This window comes from Arthrobacter sp. NPDC056691, from assembly GCF_042791415.1.
Classification (GTDB): domain Bacteria; phylum Actinomycetota; class Actinomycetes; order Actinomycetales; family Micrococcaceae; genus Arthrobacter.
Genome location: NZ_JBHTXX010000002.1, coordinates 222,837 through 243,634, shown reverse-complemented (window position 1 = coordinate 243,634; position 20,798 = coordinate 222,837). Strand labels below are relative to the sequence as shown.

Here is a 20,798-nt window from a genome sequence, read left to right as displayed (position 1 = left end):
CCCCGGCCCACAAGAAAGAAGACGCACATGCTGCTTATCTCCTGCCCCAACTGCGGCCAGAGGGACGAAACCGAGTTCCACTACGGCGGCCAGGCCCACGTGCCCTACCCCGAGAACCCCAACGACCTCACCGACCGGGAATGGGCCGAGTACCTGTTCTACCGCGAGAACACCAAGGGCATCTTCGCCGAACGGTGGGTGCACAGCACCGGCTGCCGGCAGTGGTTCAACATGCTCCGTGACACGGTCACGTACGACATCCAGGCCATCTACCCGATGGGGGTGCCGCGGCCAGCCGCGCCCGTCCCGCCCGCGGCTGACACCGGCACCGCAAGCACCGGCGCCGCCAGCACCACCCCCCTCAGCCCCAGCACCGCCCCGGAAGGAGCGACCAAGTGACCTCCCAGAACACGCGCCTCAGCACCGGCGGCCGCATCGACCGCAGCATCTCCTGGCTCTTCACCGTGGACGGCGAGGAGTTCACCGGACACCCGGGCGACACCCTGGCCTCCGCGCTGCTGGCCAACGGCCGCATCGCCGCCGGCAACTCGCTGTACGAGGACCGTGCCCGCGGCATTCTGGCAGCCGGCGTCGAAGAGCCCAACGCCCTGGTCCGGATCGAAGCACGGTTCCCCGGCGACGTGGCCGAGTCCATGCTCCCCGCCACCACCGTTTCACTGGTGGACGGCCTGAAGGCCGGCTACCTGAACGGCCTGGGCAAGCTGGATCCCGCGGATGACCGCGCCGAGTACGACAAGAAGTACGTCCACACCGACATCCTGGTGATCGGCGGCGGTCCCGCCGGCCTGGCCGCGGCCCGCGAAGCCGTCCGCACCGGCGCCCGCGTCATCCTGATGGATGACCAGCCGGAACTCGGCGGGTCGCTGCTGTCCGGATCCACCGCCCCCGAACTGGCGGAAACCATCGAGGGCAAGCCCGCCCTGGAATGGGTTGCCGACGTCGAGGCGGAGCTCGTCTCCGGCGCCGAAAGCACCGTTCTGAACCGCACCACCGCGTTCGGCGCCTACGACGCCAACTACGTCATCGCGGTCCAGAACCGCACCGACCACCTCTCCAGCCCGGCCGCCGCAGGCGTCTCCCGCCAGCGTATTTGGCACATCCGTGCCAACCAGGTTGTGCTGGCCCCGGGTGCCCACGAGCGTCCGCTGGTGTTCGAGAACAACGACCGCCCGGGCATCATGCTCGCCTCGGCTGTCCGAAGCTACCTGAACCGCTACGCCGTGGCCGCCGGGTCCCGCGTGGTCATCAGCACCACCAACGACAGCGCCTACGCCCTGGCGTCTGACCTGCGCGCCGCCGGCGTCAAGGTTGCGGCCGTCGTCGACGCCCGTCCCGCCCTCACGCCGGTGGCTGCCGCCGCCGTCGAAGCCGGCACCCGGGTGCTGATCGGCAGCGCGGTGGCCAACACGGCAGCTGATTCCGACGGCCGGCTGGACAGCGTCACCGTCCGCAGCATTAACGACGACGGCGAACTCACCTCGGGCATCGAAGAGATCGCCGCCGACCTGCTGGCAGTGTCCGGCGGCTGGAGCCCGCTGGTGCACCTGCACTCGCAGCGCCAGGGCAAGCTGCGCTGGGACGAGGACCTCGCCGCCTTCGTGCCGGCCACCGTGGTCCCGAACCAGCAGACCATCGGCTCCGGCCGCGGCAGCTTCGAGCTCGCGGACTGCCTGGCAGAAGGCATCTCGGCCGGAGCATCGGCGGCCATCGCCGCCGGCTTCGAATCCGCCGTCGAGCCCTCCGCCCCGGCGGAGCCGAAGGCCTCCGCCCCGACCCGCCAGCTGTGGCTGGTTCCGGGCCAGACCGGAACCCCCGACGACTGGCACCACCACTTCGTCGACTTCCAGCGTGACCAGTCAGTGGCCGACGTCCTGCGCTCCACCGGCGCCGGCATGCGGTCGGTGGAACACGTCAAGCGTTACACCTCCATCAGCACCGCCAACGACCAGGGCAAGACCTCCGGCGTGAACGCCATCGGCGTCATCGCCGCAGCCCTCCGCCAGGCCGGCGAGGCCTCCCGGGGCATCGGCGACATCGGCACCACCACCTACCGCGCGCCGTTCACCCCGGTGGCCTTCGCGGCACTGGCCGGACGCCAGCGCGGCGAGCTGTTCGACCCCGCCCGCGTCACCTCGGTCCAGCCGTGGCACGTCGCCCAGGGTGCGCTCTTCGAAGACGTCGGGCAGTGGAAGCGGCCGTGGTACTACCCGCAGAACGGCGAGGACATGGACGAAGCCGTGCTTCGCGAATGCGCCGCCGTCCGCGATTCCGTGGGCTTCATGGACGCCACCACCCTCGGCAAGATCGAGATCCGTGGCAAGGACGCCGGCGAGTTCCTGAACCGCATCTACACCAACGCGTTCAAAAAGCTCGCGCCGGGTTCCGCCCGCTACGGCGTCATGTGTCTCTCGGACGGCATGATTTTCGACGACGGCGTGACCCTGCGCCTGGACGAGGAGACCTACTTCATGACCACCACCACCGGCGGCGCCGCCAAGGTGCTGGACTGGCTGGAGGAATGGCTGCAGACCGAATGGCCGGAACTCGACGTGCACTGCACCTCGGTGACCGAACAGTGGAGCACGATCGCCGTCGTCGGACCCAAGTCCCGCGACGTCATCGCCAAGGTTGCCCCGGAACTGGCCGCCAACGGCGGGCTGGCCGCCGAAGCGTTCCCGTTCATGACCTTCCGCGAAACCACCCTCGCGTCCGGCGTGCAGGCCCGCATCTGCCGGATCTCGTTCTCCGGTGAACTGGCCTACGAAATCAACGTGCCGTCCTGGTACGGGCTGAACACCTGGGAATCCGTGGCCGCCGCCGGCGCCGAGTTCAACATCACCCCCTACGGCACCGAGACCATGCACGTGCTCCGCGCCGAGAAGGGCTACCCGATCGTTGGGCAGGACACCGACGGCACCGTCACCCCGCAGGATGCCGGCATGGAATGGATCGTCTCCAAGGCCAAGGACTTCATCGGCAAGCGCTCCTACTCCCGGCTGGACCAGCAGCGCGATGACCGCAAGCACCTGGTCAGCGTCCTGCCGGTGGACGGCTCGCTGAGGCTGCCGGAAGGAACCCAGCTGATCGAGAAGGGCATCCCGGCGAGCCCCGCCTACGGCCCGGTCCCGATGCAGGGCTTCGTGACCTCCAGCTACCACAGCGCCGCCCTGGGCCGCTCGTTCGGCCTGGCCCTGATCAAGAACGGCCGCAACCGGATCGGCGAGACCCTGGTGGCCGCTGCCGGCAACCAGCTCGTCGACGTAGTCGTGGCAGAAACCGTACTGTTTGACCCCGAAGGGACCCGCAAAGATGGCTAACACCGCAGCTTTCACAGGCATCAATGGACTCCGGGAAATCCGCCGCAGCCCAGCCTCACACCTGGCCGAAGCCTTCGACGCCGGGTCCGTGCAGGGAACAGTCACCCTCAACGAGGGCCCGTTCCAGACCATGGCCGGCGTCCGCGTGGGCCCCCGCTCCGAGGCCGGCGCCCGGATCGCCTCCGTCACCGGCGGCCTGCCGGAGCGCTCCGGCGAGGTCCGCGGCACGGAACGCGTCAGCGTCCTGTGGCTCGGCCCGCAGGAGTTCCTGGTGGTGGCCCCGGAAGACGCCCACGACTCCCTCGGCGGGGACCTGATCGGCTCCCTCAAGTCCGCCCTGGGCGACGCCGCCGGGCAGGTGGTGGACCTGTCCGCCAACCGCACCACGTTTGAACTGTCCGGCCCGCGGGCCCGCGCAGTGCTGGAGAAGGGCTGCGCCCTGGACCTGCACCCGCGCACGCTGAAGCCGGGCACCGCCCTTAACACCGAGGTGGGCAACATCCCGGTGGTCCTGTTCAAAACCGGGGAGGAAAGCTTCCGGCTGTTCCCCCGCGCCTCGTTCGCGGACTACCTGGGCCGCTGGCTGCTGGACGCCATGAGGGAGTTCGCTTCCCCCGAGGTGCCCTGATGGCGCTCAGCGCGCTGGACCTGTTTTCCGTTGGCATCGGGCCGTCGTCCTCACACACGGTCGGCCCGATGCGGGCGGCGAAGCAGTTCGCCGACGGGCTCAAGGGCGGCGGGCTGCTGAGCTCCACCACCCGGGTCCAGGCGGAGCTGTTCGGGTCCCTCGGTGCCACCGGCCGCGGCCACGGCTCCGACAAGGCTGTGGTGCTGGGCCTGCAGGGCCTGGACCCGGAGACCGTTGACACCTCCACCGCCGATGATCAGGTGGCAGCCGCCGCCCTCGACGCCGAACTACGCATCGGCGGGGACCACCGGGTGGACTTCAACTGGGACGAGGACGTGGTGCTGCACCGGCGCAAGTCGCTGCCGGCGCATCCCAACGGCATGACCTTCCGCGCCCTTGACCACGCCGGCACGGTGCTCAGCGAACGGAGCTTCTATTCCATCGGCGGCGGCTTCGTCGTTGACGGCGACGCCGACGCCGGCGCCAAGGTGGTGGCGGACGAAACCCCGCTGCCGTACCCCTTCACCACGGCGAACGAGCTCCTGGAGATCTGCAGCCGCGAAAACATGTCGATCTCCGACGTCATGCTCGCCAACGAACTGGTGTGGCGCAGCGAGGCGGAGCTCCGGCAGGAACTGCTGAAGCTGTGGGCCGTCATGCGCGAATGCGTGGACAACGGCTGCGCCGCGGAAGGCATCCTGCCCGGCGGGCTGAACGTGCGGCGGCGGGCGCCGCAGCTCTTCCAGACGCTGACGGCGGACACTGGTGTCACCGACCCGCTCCGCGCCATGGAGTGGGTGAACCTCTTCGCGCTGGCCGTGAACGAGGAGAACGCGGCCGGCGGGCGCATCGTCACCGCCCCCACCAACGGCGCGGCCGGGATCGTTCCGGCGGTGCTGCACTACTACGTCAAGTTTGTTCCGGGAGCCGACGACGACGGTGTGGTCCGCTTCCTGCTCGCGGCGGCCGCCGTCGGGATTCTGTTCAAAATCAACGCCTCTATCTCCGGTGCTGAAGTGGGCTGCCAGGGCGAGGTCGGTTCGGCCTGCTCCATGGCCGCCGCCGGTCTCTGCGAAGTGCTGGGTGGAACCCCGGAACAGGTGGAGAACGCCGCCGAGGTGGGGATCGAACACAACCTGGGGCTGACCTGCGACCCCGTGGGCGGGCTGGTGCAGATCCCGTGCATCGAGCGGAACGCGATCGCCAGCGTCAAGGCGATCAATGCCGCGCGGCTGGCCCTGCACGGGGACGGCAGCCACAAGGTGTCGCTGGACAAGGCCATCAAGACCATGCGCGAGACCGGAGCGGACATGAAAACCAAGTACAAGGAAACCTCTCGAGGAGGCCTCGCCGTGAATGTGATTGAGTGCTGAGCGATGACTGCAATTCAGACTGAGAACCGCGCCGCCGAACAGGCCGCCAACGGCGTCGAGCACGTGCTGACCCTGGACTGCCCCGAAGGCCCGGGCATCGTGCACGCCGTCTCCGGCTTCCTGCTGGAATACGGCTGCGACATCATCGACAACAAGCAGTTCGGCGACCGGTCCGAAGGGCACTTCTTCATGCGGGTGCATTTCGCGTCGGACGGCAACGAATCCACGCTGGACCAGCTGCGTGCCGGCTTCACGCCTGTGGCCGAGAAGTACAACATGAAGTGGCGGCTGGAACGGAACGGGTCCCGCCGCAAGGTCCTGATCATGGTCTCGAAGTTCGGCCATTGCCTCAACGACCTGCTCTTCCGGGCCCGCGTGGGGGAACTCCCCATCGAGGTTGTGGGCGTGGTGTCCAACCACACCGACCACCAGGCCCTCGTGGACTGGCACGGCATCCCGTTCTTCCACATCCCCGTCACCGCGGCCACCAAGCCGCAGGCGGAGGCACGGCTGCTGGAAATCGTGGACGAGCTCGACGTCGAGCTGGTGGTGCTGGCCCGGTACATGCAGGTCCTCAGCGACGACCTGGCACGGAAGCTGGACGGCAAGGCGATCAACATCCACCACTCGTTCCTGCCGTCGTTCAAGGGTGCCAAGCCGTACCACCAGGCCTACGCCCGCGGCGTGAAGACCGTGGGTGCCACGGCGCACTACGTGAACGCTGAGCTCGACGAGGGTCCGATCATCGCGCAGCAGGTGGTTGAAGTCGACCACACCTTCGGCCCCGAGGACCTGGTCGCCGCCGGGCGGGACACCGAGTGCAAGGCGCTCAGCAACGCCGTCCGCTGGCACTGCGAAGGCCGGATCATCCTCAACGGCAACCGGACCGTGGTCCTGAAGTAGCGACGCTTCCTCACATCCCGTCGCTTCAAACAGGACCCTTCCTCACGTCCTGCCGCTTCAAACAGGACCCTTCCTCACGTCCCGTCGCTTAACCCGAAACGCTCCTGCAGTTCATGTCTGCAGGAGCGTTTCGGTTTAGGCGACCAAAGGTGAGGACGCGTTTGGTGTTAGGCGACCAAAGGTGAGGACGCGTTTGGTGTTAGGCGACCAAAGGTGAGGAAGCGTTTGAGGGTCAGACGCCCAGGGCTTCGCGGAGCGCCTGGACGTGGCCCTGCGCCTTGACCTGGTACTGGGCCAGCGTGACCTTGCCTTCGGGATCCAGCACCACGGTGGAGCGGACGATGCCCTCGTGCACCTCGCCGTCGATGAGCTTCTCGCCCCAGGCGCCGTAGGCCAGCGCCACGGCGTGGTCCTCGTCGGCCAGCAGCGGGAAGGTGAGCCCGAAGTCGCCCGTGAAGTTGGCCAGCTTCTCCGGCGCGTCGGGGGAGATACCCAGCACCGCGTAGCCGGAGCCCTGGAAGGATGCCAGGTTGTCGCGGAAGTCGCAGGCTTCTGTGGTGCAGCCGGGGGTGGCGGCCTCGGGGTAGAAGTACACGATGACGTTCTTGCCGCGGTAGTCGGCCAGCGCGGTCTGCTTGCCTTCTGCGTCAAGCAGGGTGAAGTCCGGCGCCTGGGTTCCGGGCTGGAGCTTGGTGGTCAGTTTGGGGCTCATGGCATTCCTTCTGGATCTGGGTCGAGCGAAAAATCTGGTCAAGCACAATGACTGATCGGGCTGAAATGGTTAACAGCAGCCCTAGATACTGTATTCCGCCGGGCCGCGCACGGTGGCTGCGGGTCCGCAGATGAAGCGGTAGCCGCCGCCGCGGACGGTGGCGATCGCGTGCCTGCCGCCGCGCAGTTTCCGCCGGACCCGCCCCACATAGACGTCGATGGAACGGGTCGCGGCGCCGGGGCTGTCGAACGACTCCAGGAACAGCCGCAGCTCCTCCCGGTCTACGGTTCGCGAGCAGTGTTCCACGAGGTAGCGCAGCAGTTTGAACTCGACGCCGGTCAGCGGCACCCGCTCGCCGTCCAGCAGCACCTCGGATTCGGCCAGGTCCACGGCCACGCGGCTGACGTGCCCGGCCGACGGCGGGCGGTGGGTTGCGCCGCCGTCGTCCGTTTCCGGGGACTCCGGTTCCTGTTGCGAGGGGTCCGGTTGCAGGGAATCCTCCCGGGAGGACGACGGCGGCACGGGAGTTCCGCCGTCGGGCGCACCGTTGGGCGCCCCCTCCCCAGGGGACGTGCCCGGGTGCGTCCCGGCGGCGGAAGTTGCAGCTCCGGCGGCGGGCCAGTGGACTTCCGCCTCCGGAGCAAATTGAAGGGCGCGCGCCAGCACCAGCTCGGAGGCCCGGGCCAGGACCTCGGGATCGATCTCCTGGCCTTCGGGCGGAGCTACCCAGACGGCCAGGCCGTGGGCCTTGGCGCCCCAGGGGGCGGAAGTGCCGCGCGGTGAATGGGCGTGCACAGCCACCGCGCGGCCCTCAGATGCCGCCGCGGCGGATCAGCTTGCCGCCGGGGGTCTGGCCGTCCACCACGCTGCCGCGCAGGTACGTGCGGCGGACCACGCCGGAGAGTGCCTTGCCGTCGTACGGGGTGATGGGGTTCTTGTGCTTGAGCTTGGACACGTCCACCACGAAGGCCTCGTCCTGGGCGAAGACGGAGAAGTCGGCATCGTATCCCAGGGCCAGCTGGCCCTTGTTGGAGAGGCGGGCCAGGGACGCGGGCTTCTCGGCCATCCACGACACGACCTGCTCCAGCGGGATGCCGCGGTGCCGGGCCTCGGTCCAGATCAGGGACAGGCCCAGCTGCAGCGAGGAGACACCGCCCCAGGCCACGGCGAAGTCACCGTTTTCCAGGTCCTTCAGGTCCAGCGTCGAAGGCGAGTGGTCGGAGACGATGCAGTCGATGGTGCCGTCCTGCAGGCCCTGCCAGAGGAGCTCGCGGTTGGAGGCCTCACGGATGGGCGGGCAGCACTTGTACGCGGTGGCGCCGTCGGGGATTTCCTCGGCCATGAGCGTGAGGTAGTGCGGGCAGGTCTCCACGGTGAGGTGCACGCCGTCGCGCTTTGCCGACGCGATCATCGGCAGCGCGTCCGACGAGGACAGGTGCAGGATGTGGGCGCGGGCGCCGGTCCAGCGGGCGCGCTCGATCACCTCGGCGATGGCCTTGTTCTCGGCGCCGCGGGGGCGGGAGGCGAGGAAGGTGGAGTAGTGTGCGCCGCCGGGGTGGGGCGCGTGGTCGATGGCGTGCGAGTCCTCGGCGTGGACGATCATGAGCGAGTCGAAGGACTTCAGCTCGCGCATGTCCTCTTCCATCTCGTCCGCTTCCAGGTGCGGGAACTCGTCCACGCCGGAGTGGAGCAGGAAGCACTTGAAGCCGAAGACGCCCTCGTCGTGCAGCGGGCGCAGGTCGGCCTTGTTGCCGGGAATGGCGCCGCCCCAGAATCCGACGTCGACGAACGCCTGGTCCTCGGCCACCTCGCGCTTGAGCTTGAGGCCGTCCACGTTGGTGGTGGGCGGAATGGAGTTCAGCGGCATGTCGATGATGGTGGTCACGCCGCCGGCGGCCGCGGCGCGGGTGGCGGAGGCGAAGCCCTCCCACTCGGTGCGGCCGGGCTCGTTGACGTGGACGTGGGTGTCCACGAGGCCGGGGATCAGGGTTTCGTCGTCGGCGAGTTCGATGACCTCGGCGCCCGCTAGGCCGTTGCCGAGCGGTTCCAGGGCGACGATCTTTCCGCCGCGCACGCCCACTTCACGGGCCGCGATCCCGGCGGTGGTGAGGATGCGCCGGCCCCGGATGACCAGGTCAAAGCGTTCTTCAGACATTCAGGGGCTCCTTCGTGTTAGCGCTGTCGGTCAGGTGCACGCCGATGTGCTGACCCAATTCTTCAAGCAGGCGGCCTGCTTCAGCTATACATATCTCTACATTGCCCTCCAGCGCGGTCAGGGGGTAGACCTGCCGAAAGCCGGATGTCTGCTGCTGCTGCTGCGTGAGCGTGGTGCGGCCACAGACGGCGAGCACCGGGACACCGGCCTGTGCAGCCGCCCGGGCAACGCCCATGGGCGTCTTGCCCAGCAGGCTCTGTTCGTCCAGGCTGCCTTCGCCGGTGATCACCAGGTCCGCGCCGGCCAGCCGCTCTGCCAGTCGGGTGAATTCAAGCACGACGTCGATGCCCGGCCGGCGTGATGCGGCCAGTGCCGCGATGGCAGCGTAGCCGACGCCGCCTGCCGCTCCGGCGCCCGGTGCGCTGGCGGCCTTGACGGCCCGGGGGCCGATCTCCGCGGCGAGGACCTGGACGAAGTTGGCGAGGGCGGCGTCCAGCTCGCCGACGTCGGCGGCGGTGGCACCCTTCTGCGGCCCGAAGATGGCGGCCGCGCCGTCCGTTCCGAGCAGCGGGTTGTCGACGTCGCTCGCCAGAATGAAGCGGGATTCCTCGAGCCGGGTGTCGAAGCCGGAGAAGTCGATGGTCGCCAGGTCCGCGAGGGCGGCGCCGCCCAGGGGCAGTTCGTTGCCGGCGGAGTCGAGCAGCTTCGCGCCGAGTCCCTGCAGGACTCCCGCGCCGCCGTCGGTGTTGGCGCTGCCGCCCACGCCCAGGATGATCTGCCGGCAGCCGGCGTCGAGCGCCGCGCGGATCAGTTCCCCGGTGCCCAGGCTGCTGGCAGCCCGGGCAGAGGCGGAACCCGGCCGCCCGCCGTCGTACCCGGGAAGGACAGCGAGACCTGAAGCCGCGGCCATTTCGATCACGGCCTCCCGGCCGCGGACCGCGAACTCCGCCGTCAGCGGCTGTCCGGTGGGGCCGCTGACCACGGCGCGGCGGCGGGTGAAGCCGGAGCCGACGGCGGCGTCGAGGGTGCCCTCGCCGCCGTCGGCCACGGGAATCCGCAGTACCTCAAGGGTGCCCTGTGCCTCAAGGCTGCCCGGCCCGCCCGCTGTGGCGGAGCCGTTCCGGAGCCCTGTTTCAAGGTGCCGGGCGACGTCCGGGGCGGAGAGTGAGCCCTTGAACTTGTCCGGCGCGATCACGATGCGCATTGCTTGCCTATCTTCGGTACTTTTCGGTGCGGCTGGTATGTCCCGCTGGGTGCCAGTCCTGCAGGCTGTTAGTCCTGCAGGGCCAGGATGGCGGTGGGGGCGTCGGCGGCGGTGGCGGCCAGCTCCTCGAACTCGTTCACGGCGTTGATTTCCAGGCCCATGGAGATGTTGGTGACCTTTTCCAGGATCACTTCCACCACCACGGGAACCTGGAACTCGCCCATCAGGGCCTTGGCCTTGTCGAACGCGGCCGGCATGTCCTCCGGGTTGGTCACGCGGATGGCCTTGCAGCCGAGGCCCTCAACCACCTTGATGTGGTCCACGCCGTAGCCCATGGTCTCGGGGGAGTTGATGTTGTCGAAGCCCAGGGACACGTTCTGCTCCATGTTGAAGCCGCGCTGCGACTGGCGGATCAGGCCCAGGTAGGAGTTGTTCACCACCACGTGGATGTACGGCAGGTTGAACTGCGCGCCCACGGCCAGCTCCTCGATCATGAACTGGAAGTCGTAGTCGCCGGACAGGGCAACCACGGTCTCATCCGGCTTGCCGCGCACGACGCCGAGGGCGGCCGGGGCGGTCCAGCCCAGCGGGCCTGCCTGGCCGGCATTGATCCACCTGCGGGCGCCGAACACGTGCAGCATCTGGGCGCCGGCGATCTGGGACAGGCCGATGGTGGACACGTAGGTGGTGTCCTTGCCGAAAGCCTTGTTCATCTCCTGGTACACGCGCTGCGGCTTGATCGGCACGTTGTCGAAGTTGGTCTTGCGGTGCAGGGTGGCCTTGCGCTCGGCGCACTCGGCGGCCCAGGCGGAGTAGTCCGGCAGGGAGCCGGCGGCGCGGCGTTCGCGGGCGATCTCCAGCAGGCCGTCCAGGGCGGCGCCGGCGTCGGAGGCGATGCCGAAGTCCGGGGAGAACACGCGGCCGATCTGGGTGGGCTCGATGTCGATGTGCACGAACTTGCGGCCGGCCGTGTAGGTGTCCAGGCCGCCGGTGTGGCGGTTGGCCCAGCGGTTGCCGATACCGATCACGAAGTCGCTGCGCAGGAAGTTCTCGTTGCCGTAGCGGTGGCTGGTCTGCAGGCCCACCATGCCGGCCATCAGCCCGTGGTCGTCCGGGATGGCGCCCCAGCCCATCAGCGTGGGGATCACGGGAACGTTCAGCAGCTCGGCCAGTTCCACCAGCTGCGCGGAGGCGCCGGCGTTGATGATGCCGCCGCCGGCCACGATCAGCGGGCGCTCGCCTGCCGTGAGCATGTCCAGGGCCTTCGCCAGCTGCTTGCGGCTGGCCTTGGGCTTCTCCACGGGCAGCGGCTCGTAGGTGTCGATGTCGAATTCGATCTCGGCCATCTGAACGTCGATCGGCAGGTCCAGCAGCACGGGGCCCGGGCGGCCGGAGCGCATCAGCTGGAACGCCTTCTGGAACGCGCCGGGAACCTGGCCGGGCTCCAGGATGGTCATGGCCATCTTGGTGACGGGCTTGGCGATGGACTCGATGTCCACGGCCTGGAAGTCTTCCTTGTGCAGCTTGGCCACGGGGGCCTGGCCGGTGATGCAGAGCATCGGGATGGAATCGGCCCACGCGGCGTACAGCCCGGTGATCATGTCGGTGCCGGCGGGGCCGGAGGTGCCGATGCAGATGCCGATGTTGCCGTCGGCGGCACGGGAGTAGCCGTCGGCCATATGGCTGGCGCCTTCAACGTGGCGGGCCAGCGTGTGGCGGATGCCGCCGTGGGCCCGCATGGCCGAGTAGAACGGGTTGATCGCCGCGCCGGGCAGGCCGAACGCCTCGGTGGCGCCCTCCTTTTCCAGAATGGCGACGGCAGCGTCTACGGTGCGCATCTTCGTCATGGTGTGCTCCTTGAAAGTCTGTTTTGGGTGTGCTGAAGGAAGGCCCGGCGTTCGCCAGGCAGTTTGGGGGTGCCGCCGTCGTGCTTCCCGACGGCGGCAGTGGAGTTTTTGTGCAGATAATGGCCTCTGGAGGGCCGTTAGGGCCGATTATCTGGACAAAAACTCCGGGGGAGACGGGCTGTTACTCCCGGCCGCTGAGCTGGAGGACCTGCTTGAAGAGTCCCGAGTGGTCCAGGCCGCCGTCGCCCTGGTTGACAGTGGCGGCGACGAGCTGGGCGACGACTGCGCCGAGCGGGATGGAGACGTTGGCTTCGCGGGCTGCGGAGGTGACGATGCCCAGGTCCTTGTGGTGCAGGGCGAGGCGGAAGCCGGGGTCGAAGTTGCGGTCCAGCATCTTCTGGCCCTTCTGGTCAAGGACCTTGGAGCCGGCAAGCCCGCCGCCAAGGACCTTGAGTGCGGCGTCGGTGTCCACGCCGTAGGCCTCAAGGAAGGCGATGGCCTCGCCGAGGACCTCGATGTTGACGGCGACGATCAGCTGGTTGGCAGCCTTGACGGTCTGGCCGGAGCCCGAAGGGCCGACGTGGACGATGGTTTTGCCGACGGCGTTCAGGACATCCTGGGCTGCCTCGAAGTCTGCCTTGTCGCCGCCGACCATGATGGACAGGGCGGCGTCGATGGCGCCCTGTTCGCCGCCGGAGACCGGGGCGTCGAGGGGGCGGATGCCGGCTGCGGTGGCCTCTTCCGAGAGGCGCTTGGCAACGTCCGGGCGGATGCTGGAAGCGTCGATCCACAGGGTGCCCTTCTTCGCGTTGGCGAAGACGCCGTCCGTGCCACTGACTACGCCCTCAACGTCGGGGGAGTCCGGCACCATGGTGATGACGACGTCGGCGTCCTTGACGGCATCGGCGATGCTGGACGCGCCCTTGCCGCCTTCGGAGACGAGCTTGTCGATCTTGTCCTGGCTGCGGTTGAAACCAGTGACCGTGTGGCCGGCCTTGACGAGGTTGATGGCCATGGGCAGGCCCATGATTCCGAGTCCGATGACTGCAACGTTGCTCATTGTGGTTCCTTTACTGAAAGTCTTGTGGGTGGTGCCGGAGGGTTAGTTCGTGGCGTGTTCGCGGATGGCCCAGCTGAAGGCGGTTTCCTGCGGTTCCTTGTATTCGAGGCCGATGTAGCCGTCGTAGCCGAGTTCGCGGCTGCGGGCGATCCATTCGCCGAGGGGAAGCTCGCCGGTTCCGGGAGCCCCGCGGCCGGGGTTGTCGGCAATCTGGATGTGGCCGAAGTCCTTGGCGTGGTTTTCGATGACGGCGGCGACGTCGTCCCCGTTGACGGCCAGGTGGTAGAAATCAGCGAGCAGCTTGATGTTCTGGGCGCCGGATTCCGTCCTGACCCGGGCGATCACGTCGAGCGCGTCCTGGGCCTTGAGGAGCGGGTAGCGCGGGGCTCCGCTGACGGGCTCGAGAAGGACGGTGCCGCCAATCCGGGCTACACCCTCGGCAGCCGCGGCCAGGTTCCTGGCCGCCAGTTCGTCCTGTTCCTCCGGGCTGAATTCCTCCTGGCGGTTGCCGTAGAGGGCGTTGAAGGCCTTGCATCCGAGGCGCTTACCGATGCCGGCGACGACGTCGATGTTGTCCTTGAACTCACCTTCACGGCCCACCCAGGAGACCAGGCCGCGGTCGCCGACGGGCATGTTGCCGGCATTGAAGTTCAGGCCGGAGAGCTGGACGCCGGCGTCGGTGATGGCGCGCTCGAAAGCCGTGGTCTCGGCGTCGGAAGGGGCTGAGCTCTCAAAGGGCCACCAGAACTCGACGGCGTCAAAGCCCGCCGCCTTCGCGGCCGCGGGGCGCTCGAGCAGGGGCAGCTCCGTCAGGAGGATGGAGCAGTTCACTGTGTACGTCATCGTAGGTCCTTCCGGGGAGGGGCTTTGATCTATCTTCCCTGCTTCTCGGTCTTTCAACCGTTTCCGCTTTGTGGAATTTAGATTCTGCTTTATGAAAAGTGTAGGGAAGGGGTGGCGGGTGAGTCAAGGGAGTGTGCACGGGAAACGGGTTTGGGATACCAAAAGCGGTGGTCCTATGCGCCTGAATCGGCCAATCGCGTAGTGATTGGCCCGGACATCCCTTCCGGGCGGCCGCCGACTGCGGTGCGGCTATGCTGAGGAACGCCGGGAGGGTCCGGCGGGGGCGTGGCGGCAAGGACCATCGCCACTGGTCGCGGAAGGACAAGCGAATGGGGCGTGCGACAGTCCAGGACGTTGCGAAAGCAGCTGGAGTGTCTGTGGGGACGGTCTCCCGCGTCCTGAACGGAAGTCCGGCAGTCAGCGAGTCGAGCAGGGACAAGGTCAACGCAGCAATCCGCCAGCTCAGTTACCGGCCCCTTGCTTCCGCCCGCGACCTTCGCAGGGACCGGACCATGCGTGTTCTGGCCCTCGCCAAGAATCTGGACTCGCTGGTGATCAGTGAAGTCTTCCGCGGTGTCGGCGACGCCGCGGCGGAATCGGGCTATGTCAGCCTCATCGCAGCGACGGCCGGGGACCTGGAGCGCGAACAGCAACTGGTGGACATGCTGCGGAACGGCTCCGTGGACGGACTGGTCCTGTTCTCGCCGACGATGTCGGATGACGACGTCGATGCGGTGGCCGAGCAGATGAGCGTTGTCCAGGTCTGTGAGATTGTGGACGCCGAAGCGGCCTTCGGCGTGTCCATCGACGACCGTCAGGCCGCTTTCGACATTACGCGGCATCTGATTGACACCGGCAGCCGGCGGCTGGCCATGATCGGGCACAGGGCCGCCCGCTCTGGCCGGCTGCGCGAGGCGGGCTTTCGGCAGGCAGTCGCCGATGCGGGCCTGTCGCCGGAGCTGATGCTATTCGGAGAAGGCGGTTTCGGCTTCCACGCCGGGCGCAGGCTGGCGCGGGAACTGCTGGAGGCGGAGCACCTTCCGGACGCGGTGTTTTGCGGTACTGACATCGTGGCGGCCGGATGCGTCCGTGAACTCACCGACGCCGGGTTGCGGGTGCCGGACGACATTGCTGTGGCAGGTTTTGATGACTCCGCCCAGGCGGAGATGTGCGTCCCGGAGCTGACCACTGTCCGGCAGCCGGCCTATGAGATGGGCCGGGTGGCGTTCGCGGAGCTCCTCGAGCGGATGACGGTGCCCGGTGCGCACCGCCGCGGCCGCACCTTCCTCCCGCACGAACTCGTGGTGCGGGACTCCACCAAGGCTTAAACCGGGGGGTTGACAGCCTCGTGTGGCGCCTGTCACACTACTTTGGAATCGATTCCACGGCCGCGGGCCGATTTTTTTGGTGCACATATGGAATCGATTCCAAAGTAGACATAGAAAGCATCGGCAAAGAAGCCATGCTCAGGGTGCGTGGCAGTCTCCGTTGCTGCCGCCACGCTGAGCTTCCCACTTCCCACAAACCCCCAAAGGAGCCACTTGTGGACTTGATTCGAACTGCTTCTCCGCTCCAGGAGGACACTGCAACATCCCAGAACGCTGCGGCCCAGGCAGCCGCGCCCAGAGCTGAACGGGGCGGTTCGCCGCGGCGGCGGCGCCTCATCGTTGGCGCAGCCGCGGCAATGGCCGCAGGCCTGTTGGTGAGCGGGTGCGGTGGCGGCGCGGCCACCCAGGGTGCGGAAAAAGCGGTAGCTGCCGATCCGGCGTCGGGCGCTAACGCCAACGGCACTGTGAGCATCTGCGGCGGCAAAGACGCCTCCGGTATCTACAAGGGCACCGCAGAAGCGTTCAGCAAGGCGAACGGCAAAGTCACCGCCAAGTACACCGAGATCGGGGCCACCACCGACGAGGCCCGGACACAGGCTGTGCAGCGTCTCGAAGGCAAGTCCACCGAATGCGACATCTTCGTCACGGACGTCATCTGGACCTCCGAGTTCGCCTCCCAGGGCTGGCTGCTGGACCAGACCAAGCTCGTCGAGGCCAACAAGGACCGGCTCATTCCCTCCACAGTGGAGACCACCAAGTACGAGGACAAGTACTGGGCCTCGCCGTTCTTCACCAACGCGGGACTGGTGTACTACCAGAAGGACAAGGTGGCCAGGCCCGCGACCTGGCAGCAGCTCTACGCAGAAGCAGCCAAGGCCCCCGGCAACGGATTCGTCTACCAGGGCAAACAGTACGAGGGCCTGACGGTGAACTTCCTTGAGATGCTGTACAGCGCCGGCGGTGAGGTGCTCAACGACAAGGGCGAGGTCAGGATTGACTCGCCGGAGACCCGCAAGGTCCTCAACTTCATGAGCAAGGGCCTCAAGGACGGCTCCGCGGACCGCGCCGTCCTCACCTACAACGAGGATCCGGCCCGGCTGGCCTACGAATCCGGCAACTTCGGCTACCAGCGCAACTGGCCGCACGTGTACCGCCTGCTCAATGCCACGGCGCTGGCAGGCAGCTTCGGTGTGGCGCCGCTGCCGGCATGGGAAGGCGGCAAGGCCTCCGGCGTGCTGGGTGGCTGGAACCTGGCCATCTCGGCCCACTCCACGAACCAGGCCGCGGCCGTGGCGTTCATCGACTTCGCCACGACCCCCGAATGGCAGAAGCACGTGGCCATGGACTACTCCCAGGCCCCGGTCAATGAGGCCGCCTACTCTGACGCCGACGTTCTCCGGAAGATGCCGTTTGCCACGGAACTGCTCGCCTCCGTCAAGGCGGCCAAGCCCCGTCCGATCTCCCCGGTCTACCCGCAGATCTCCCAGGCGATCTACAAGAACGTCTACGCCGTTCTCTCCGGCACAGCCTCGACGGAGGAGGCCGTGAAGAAGATGGCCGAGGAAATCACCACCGCCAAGGCGAGCTTCTGATCATGTCGACCAGGACACTCTTGCCCGGCCGCCTAAACGGCCCCGGCCGCCTGAACGGCCCTGGCCGCCTGAACGGCCCGGGCCGCGGCGTTCCCAGCCGCGACCGGGCCGAGCGGCGGCTCGCCATCCGGATGACGGCCCCGTCGCTTGTCCTGATGGCATTGGTGGCGGCGGTCCCCATCGGGTACGCGATCTGGCTGTCCCTGAACCAGTACAGCGTCCGCACTGCCGGCCTCTCCCGCTTCGTGGGCCTGGAGAACTACATCACGGCGCTGAGCAGCTCCGAATGGTGGGCCGCCTTCGGCCAGACGTTCCTGTTCGCCGCCCTTTCGGTCTCCCTGGAGCTGGTCCTCGGCACCGCCATGGCCCTGCTTCTGAACCTCGCGTTCAAGGGCCGCGCACTCCTGCGCACCGTGGTCCTGCTGCCCTACGCGATCGTCACCGTGGTCAGCGCCATCACCTGGCAGACGATGTTCCAGCCCAACCTGGGCCTGGTCACCAACGTCCTTTCTGCCCTGGGGCTGCCGGGCGGCGACGTCGTCTGGCTCGGCGAACATGGATACGCCATGGCCGTGATCGTCCTGGCCGACGTTTGGAAGACAACACCGTTCGCGGCCCTCATCATCCTGGCCGGCCTGCAGGTCATCTCCGCTGAGACCTACGAGGCAGCAGAGCTCGACGGCGCCAGCAAGTGGCAGACGTTCGTGCACATCACCCTGCCGCTGCTGCGTCCTGCGATCGTCCTGGCCGCAATCTTCCGCACCATGGACGCCCTGCGCGTCTTCGACCTGCCGTTCGTGCTCACCCGCGGCGCCAACGGCACCGAGTCCATGTCGATGCTGGCCTACACCCAGCTGCGGGAAAACCGGCTGGTGGGCGAAGGGTCGGCGCTGTCCATCCTGACCTTCCTGACGGTCATGGTGGTCTCCGTCATTTACATCCGCTTCGCCGGGGGCAACATCCGCGAAGTCGCCAAGGAGGAACAATGAGCACGCTGACCGCAGAACGCCCGACGGCGGAACTCACCACGCGTCCGACGGCACCGAAGCGCCGGCTCCGCGGCGCGGCGAAGCTGCACCCTCTTGTGTGGGTGTTCGTCATTGCCGTCATGGGCTTCTCGCTCATACCGTTCTACTGGCTGGTCAACACCTCGCTCAAGAAGGGTACGAGCCTGTCCAAGGGCGAACTCTTCCCCAGCCAGCCCAGCCTGGAGAACTACCTGGTGGTGTTCCAGAACGCCGAGTTCCTCCTGGCCCTGCGCAATTCGGTGATCATCGCCGTCGTCACCACCACGGTGGCACTGGTGTTTGCCTCCTTCGCCGCCTACGCCCTGGCCAGGCTAAAGATGCGCCGCAAGGCCATGATCCTGACCCTCATCCTGTCCGTAACAACCTTCCCGGCCATCGCCATCGCGGCCCCGATGTTCTCGATCTGGCGCGAAATCGGCCTGTACGACACACTCCTGGGCCTCATCATCCCGAAGCTGACCTTCGCGTTGCCGCTGGCGATCTACACGCTGACGTCCTTCTTCAAGGAGATCCCGCGGGAGCTCGAGGAATCGGCGTACATGGACGGGGCCACGCCGTTCACCGCCTTCCGCAAGGTCATTCTTCCCCTGGCGGTCCCGGGCCTCGCCACCACCGCGATCCTGGTGTTCATCTCGGTCTGGAACGAATTCCTGCTTGCCGTCACGCTGACCACCTCGCCGGAGGCCCGCCCGGTCCCGGTTGCCATCGCCTTCTTCAGCGGAACCAGCGAGTTCGACCAGCCACTGGGCACCATCAGCGCCGCGTCGGTGATCATCACGGTCCCGCTGGTCATCCTGGTGCTCGTGTGCCAGAAGCGCATCGTTTCCGGGATGACAGCCGGCGCCGTCAAGGGCTAAGCCCCACCACCGAATCCAGACCCACCCACAGACTCCAACGAGAACCACAGAAAGAACAGGAACAACGTGAGCATTCAGCAGCAGGCTTCGTCCGCACCCCTCAAGGTAGGAGTTGTGGGCATCGGCTGGGCCGGCCAGCAGCACCTGAAGGCGTACAGCACCATCGACGGCGTCCAGATTGTCGCCGTCGCCGGCATGGAGCAGGAACTCCTGGCCCAAATGAAGGACGAATACAGCATTCCGCACGCCTTCGCCCGCTGGGAAGACCTGATCGAGCTCGACGGCCTCGACGCCGTCAGCGTGGCCGTCCCCACCTTCCTGCACGCACCGATCTCCATTGCGGCACTGGAACGCGGACTGCACGTGCTGAGCGAAAAGCCGCTGGCCCGCAACGGCGTCGAGGGCCAGGCCATGGTCGACGCCGCCCGGAAGGCCGGGCGCGTCCTGGACGTCGCGTTCAATCACCGCCGCCGCGGTGACATCCAGGCACTCAAGCAAGTGATTGACGACGGCGGTGTGGGCCGCCCGTACTACGCCAAGGCATCCTGGCTCCGCCGCCAGGGCATTCCCACGCTCGGCAGCTGGTTCACCAACCCCGAGCTCGCCGGCGGCGGGCCGCTGGCGGACATCGGCGTCCACGTCCTGGACTATTCCCTCCACCTCCTGGGCGAACCGAAGGTCGTGGCGGTCTCGGCCTCGACGCATTCCGAACTTGGCCCGCGCGGCCTCGGCGGCAACGCCCGCTACACCGCCACCACATCCAGCCACAAGTTCGAGGTGGAAGACTTCGCGTCCGCGTTCATCCGGCTGGAAGGCGGCGGGACCCTCGTCCTGGAAGCAGGATGGGCCAGCTACCGTGACGAGCGCGACCTGATCGACTTCACCGTCTACGGCACCGACGGCGGAGCGGAACTGCGCTCGGTGGGAGCTTCCGAAACTCCGGTGGCGGAAGTGCGCGTCTTCGCGGAGAAGGACGGTGAAAACGCCGACTTCAACGTGGTGGCCGAACCCGGCCGCGCCCACCAGGCCGTCGTCGACGACTTCATTGCCGCCGTCCGCGGCGGCGAGACCGTCTGGGGCAGCCACGACGGATCGCTTGCCTTGAGCCGCGCCCTGGTCCTCGATGCCTGCTACAAGTCCGCCCGCGAGCAGCGTGAAGTGGTGCTCTGACATGTCTGATAAGAAACTGAAGGTCGTCGTCTGGAACGAGGCCGTCCATGAGGCCCGCAACGAGCCGGAAACCATGGCCGGGATGTACCCGGAAGGCATCCATGGCGCCATTGCCGCCGGGCTCCGGGCCTTCTACCCGGACGCGGAAATCACGACGGCGACGCTCGCCGATCCGGAACACGGACTGTCCGAAGAGGTACTCGCCCAGACCGACGTGCTGCTGTGGTGGGGGCACATCGCGCACCGGGAAGTCAGCGACGACGTGGTGGAACGCGTGCAGCGCCACGTCCTGGGCGGCATGGGCCTGGTGGTGCTGCACTCCGGGCACTTCGCCAAGATCTTCACCAGGCTGCTCGGCACCACCTGCTCACTGAAGTGGCGCAACGAGGGCGAACGCGAACTCGTCTGGACGGTCAAGCCTTCACACCCGATTGCGGCCGGCGTCGAAAGCCCCATCGTCATCCCCCAGCAGGAAATGTACGGGGAGCTGTTCGACATCCCGGAGCCCGATGACCTGATCTTCATCAGCTCCTTCACCGGCGGCGAGGTGTTCCGCTCCGGCGTGACGTTCTCCCGGGGCGCCGGCCGGATCTTCTATTTCAGCCCAGGCGACCAGGAATACCCGGTGTACCACCAGCCGCAGATCCAAAGGGTCATCGCCAACGGCGTTGGCTGGGTGGCGCAGCCGGACCGGTTCCGTGCGGCACCGGAGGTCTCCAACCCGGACCGCGGCTGGTTCGACAAAGACTAGGGCACTCCG

17 protein-coding genes and 1 pseudogene are annotated in these 20,798 nt (G+C 67.4%); 11 read left to right on the top strand and 7 right to left on the bottom strand.

The window, feature by feature from the left end; translation table 11 throughout:
• The first annotated feature begins 27 nt into the window (after positions 1–27).
• From ACFRAU_RS03105 to purU, 5 genes are read left to right on the top strand one after another with little or no spacing between them, the layout of a single operon-like run.
• Entirely contained in the window at positions 28–399 is a 372-nt protein-coding gene (locus ACFRAU_RS03105; protein ID WP_377997518.1) for a sarcosine oxidase subunit delta, read from the top strand.
• On the top strand, positions 396–3,338 hold the full coding sequence (locus ACFRAU_RS03100; RefSeq protein WP_377998753.1) for a sarcosine oxidase subunit alpha family protein: 2,943 nt from the start codon (positions 396–398) through the stop codon (positions 3,336–3,338). The genes ACFRAU_RS03105 and ACFRAU_RS03100 overlap by 4 nt, the downstream gene beginning before the upstream one ends.
• Positions 3,331–3,966: a sarcosine oxidase subunit gamma gene (locus ACFRAU_RS03095; RefSeq protein ID WP_377998752.1), complete on the top strand. Its 636-nt coding sequence runs from the start codon at positions 3,331–3,333 to the stop codon at positions 3,964–3,966. Before ACFRAU_RS03100 ends, ACFRAU_RS03095 begins: the two co-directional genes overlap by 8 nt.
• Entirely contained in the window at positions 3,966–5,339 is a 1,374-nt protein-coding gene (locus tag ACFRAU_RS03090; RefSeq protein WP_377998751.1) for an L-serine ammonia-lyase, read from the top strand. Before ACFRAU_RS03095 ends, ACFRAU_RS03090 begins: the two co-directional genes overlap by 1 nt.
• Before the next feature lie 3 nt (positions 5,340–5,342).
• A complete protein-coding gene (gene purU, locus ACFRAU_RS03085; protein WP_377997522.1) occupies positions 5,343–6,242 on the top strand; it encodes a formyltetrahydrofolate deformylase in 900 nt (299 codons plus the stop codon).
• A gap of 232 nt (positions 6,243–6,474) precedes the next feature.
• On the opposite strand, the gene bcp is transcribed toward purU, so the two are convergent.
• From bcp to ACFRAU_RS03050, 7 genes and pseudogenes are all read right to left on the bottom strand, one after another.
• The gene (bcp, locus tag ACFRAU_RS03080) at positions 6,475–6,954 is read right to left on the bottom strand and encodes a thioredoxin-dependent thiol peroxidase (RefSeq protein ID WP_377997523.1); all 480 of its coding nucleotides are present in this window, start codon (positions 6,952–6,954) and stop codon (positions 6,475–6,477) included.
• A gap of 81 nt (positions 6,955–7,035) precedes the next feature.
• Positions 7,036–7,755, bottom strand: a complete 720-nt coding sequence (locus ACFRAU_RS03075) for a winged helix-turn-helix domain-containing protein (RefSeq protein ID WP_377998750.1) — start codon at positions 7,753–7,755, stop codon at positions 7,036–7,038.
• Positions 7,756–7,765: 10 nt separating this feature from the next.
• A complete protein-coding gene (allB, locus tag ACFRAU_RS03070) occupies positions 7,766–9,109 on the bottom strand; it encodes an allantoinase AllB (protein WP_377997525.1) in 1,344 nt (447 codons plus the stop codon).
• Positions 9,102–10,313, bottom strand: a complete 1,212-nt coding sequence (locus tag ACFRAU_RS03065) for a glycerate kinase (RefSeq protein WP_377998749.1) — start codon at positions 10,311–10,313, stop codon at positions 9,102–9,104. The genes allB and ACFRAU_RS03065 overlap by 8 nt, the downstream gene beginning before the upstream one ends.
• 68 nt (positions 10,314–10,381) lie before the next feature.
• Positions 10,382–12,160 (bottom strand): glyoxylate carboligase, encoded by a 1,779-nt coding sequence (gene gcl, locus ACFRAU_RS03060; RefSeq protein ID WP_377998748.1) that lies wholly within the window; start codon positions 12,158–12,160, stop codon positions 10,382–10,384.
• 181 nt (positions 12,161–12,341) lie between these two features.
• A pseudogene (locus tag ACFRAU_RS03055) lies at positions 12,342–13,226 on the bottom strand (2-hydroxy-3-oxopropionate reductase); the annotation flags it as partial.
• A gap of 36 nt (positions 13,227–13,262) precedes the next feature.
• The gene (locus ACFRAU_RS03050) at positions 13,263–14,063 is read right to left on the bottom strand and encodes a hydroxypyruvate isomerase family protein (protein WP_377998747.1); all 801 of its coding nucleotides are present in this window, start codon (positions 14,061–14,063) and stop codon (positions 13,263–13,265) included.
• A gap of 329 nt (positions 14,064–14,392) precedes the next feature.
• On the opposite strand from ACFRAU_RS03050, the gene ACFRAU_RS03045 reads away from it, so the two are divergent.
• The 6 genes from ACFRAU_RS03045 (at position 14,393) to ACFRAU_RS03020 (ending at position 20,789) form a co-directional block, all read left to right on the top strand.
• The gene (locus ACFRAU_RS03045) at positions 14,393–15,391 is read left to right on the top strand and encodes a LacI family DNA-binding transcriptional regulator (protein WP_377998746.1); all 999 of its coding nucleotides are present in this window, start codon (positions 14,393–14,395) and stop codon (positions 15,389–15,391) included.
• A gap of 215 nt (positions 15,392–15,606) precedes the next feature.
• Positions 15,607–16,983 carry an ABC transporter substrate-binding protein gene (locus tag ACFRAU_RS03040; protein ID WP_377998745.1) on the top strand — a complete coding sequence of 459 codons (1,377 nt, stop codon included), beginning with the start codon at positions 15,607–15,609 and terminating at the stop codon, positions 16,981–16,983.
• Positions 16,984–16,985: 2 nt separating this feature from the next.
• A complete protein-coding gene (locus ACFRAU_RS03035) occupies positions 16,986–17,972 on the top strand; it encodes a carbohydrate ABC transporter permease (RefSeq protein WP_377998744.1) in 987 nt (328 codons plus the stop codon).
• Positions 17,969–18,868 (top strand): carbohydrate ABC transporter permease, encoded by a 900-nt coding sequence (locus ACFRAU_RS03030; protein WP_377998743.1) that lies wholly within the window; start codon positions 17,969–17,971, stop codon positions 18,866–18,868. The genes ACFRAU_RS03035 and ACFRAU_RS03030 overlap by 4 nt, the downstream gene beginning before the upstream one ends.
• 66 nt (positions 18,869–18,934) lie before the next feature.
• On the top strand, positions 18,935–20,038 hold the full coding sequence (locus tag ACFRAU_RS03025; RefSeq protein ID WP_377997533.1) for a Gfo/Idh/MocA family protein: 1,104 nt from the start codon (positions 18,935–18,937) through the stop codon (positions 20,036–20,038).
• Between the two features lies 1 nt (position 20,039).
• Positions 20,040–20,789 (top strand): ThuA domain-containing protein, encoded by a 750-nt coding sequence (locus ACFRAU_RS03020; RefSeq protein ID WP_377998742.1) that lies wholly within the window; start codon positions 20,040–20,042, stop codon positions 20,787–20,789.
• The last annotated feature ends 9 nt before the right edge of the window (positions 20,790–20,798 follow it).

Excerpts from the sequence above, each read along its gene's own strand:
- ACFRAU_RS03105 (WP_377997518.1), top strand. The coding sequence starts at position 28 with ATGCTGCTTATCTCCTGCCCCAACTGCGGCCAGAGGGACGAAACCGAG.
- ACFRAU_RS03095 (WP_377998752.1), top strand. The coding sequence starts at position 3,331 with ATGGCTAACACCGCAGCTTTCACAGGCATCAATGGACTCCGGGAAATC.
- ACFRAU_RS03090 (WP_377998751.1), top strand. The coding sequence starts at position 3,966 with ATGGCGCTCAGCGCGCTGGACCTGTTTTCCGTTGGCATCGGGCCGTCG.
- purU (WP_377997522.1), top strand. The coding sequence starts at position 5,343 with ATGACTGCAATTCAGACTGAGAACCGCGCCGCCGAACAGGCCGCCAAC.
- bcp (WP_377997523.1), bottom strand. The coding sequence starts at position 6,954 with ATGAGCCCCAAACTGACCACCAAGCTCCAGCCCGGAACCCAGGCGCCG.
- allB (WP_377997525.1), bottom strand. The coding sequence starts at position 9,109 with ATGTCTGAAGAACGCTTTGACCTGGTCATCCGGGGCCGGCGCATCCTC.
- ACFRAU_RS03065 (WP_377998749.1), bottom strand. The coding sequence starts at position 10,313 with ATGCGCATCGTGATCGCGCCGGACAAGTTCAAGGGCTCACTCTCCGCC.
- gcl (WP_377998748.1), bottom strand. The coding sequence starts at position 12,160 with ATGACGAAGATGCGCACCGTAGACGCTGCCGTCGCCATTCTGGAAAAG.
- ACFRAU_RS03050 (WP_377998747.1), bottom strand. The coding sequence starts at position 14,063 with ATGACGTACACAGTGAACTGCTCCATCCTCCTGACGGAGCTGCCCCTG.
- ACFRAU_RS03045 (WP_377998746.1), top strand. The coding sequence starts at position 14,393 with ATGGGGCGTGCGACAGTCCAGGACGTTGCGAAAGCAGCTGGAGTGTCT.
- ACFRAU_RS03035 (WP_377998744.1), top strand. The coding sequence starts at position 16,986 with ATGTCGACCAGGACACTCTTGCCCGGCCGCCTAAACGGCCCCGGCCGC.
- ACFRAU_RS03030 (WP_377998743.1), top strand. The coding sequence starts at position 17,969 with ATGAGCACGCTGACCGCAGAACGCCCGACGGCGGAACTCACCACGCGT.
- ACFRAU_RS03020 (WP_377998742.1), top strand. The coding sequence starts at position 20,040 with ATGTCTGATAAGAAACTGAAGGTCGTCGTCTGGAACGAGGCCGTCCAT.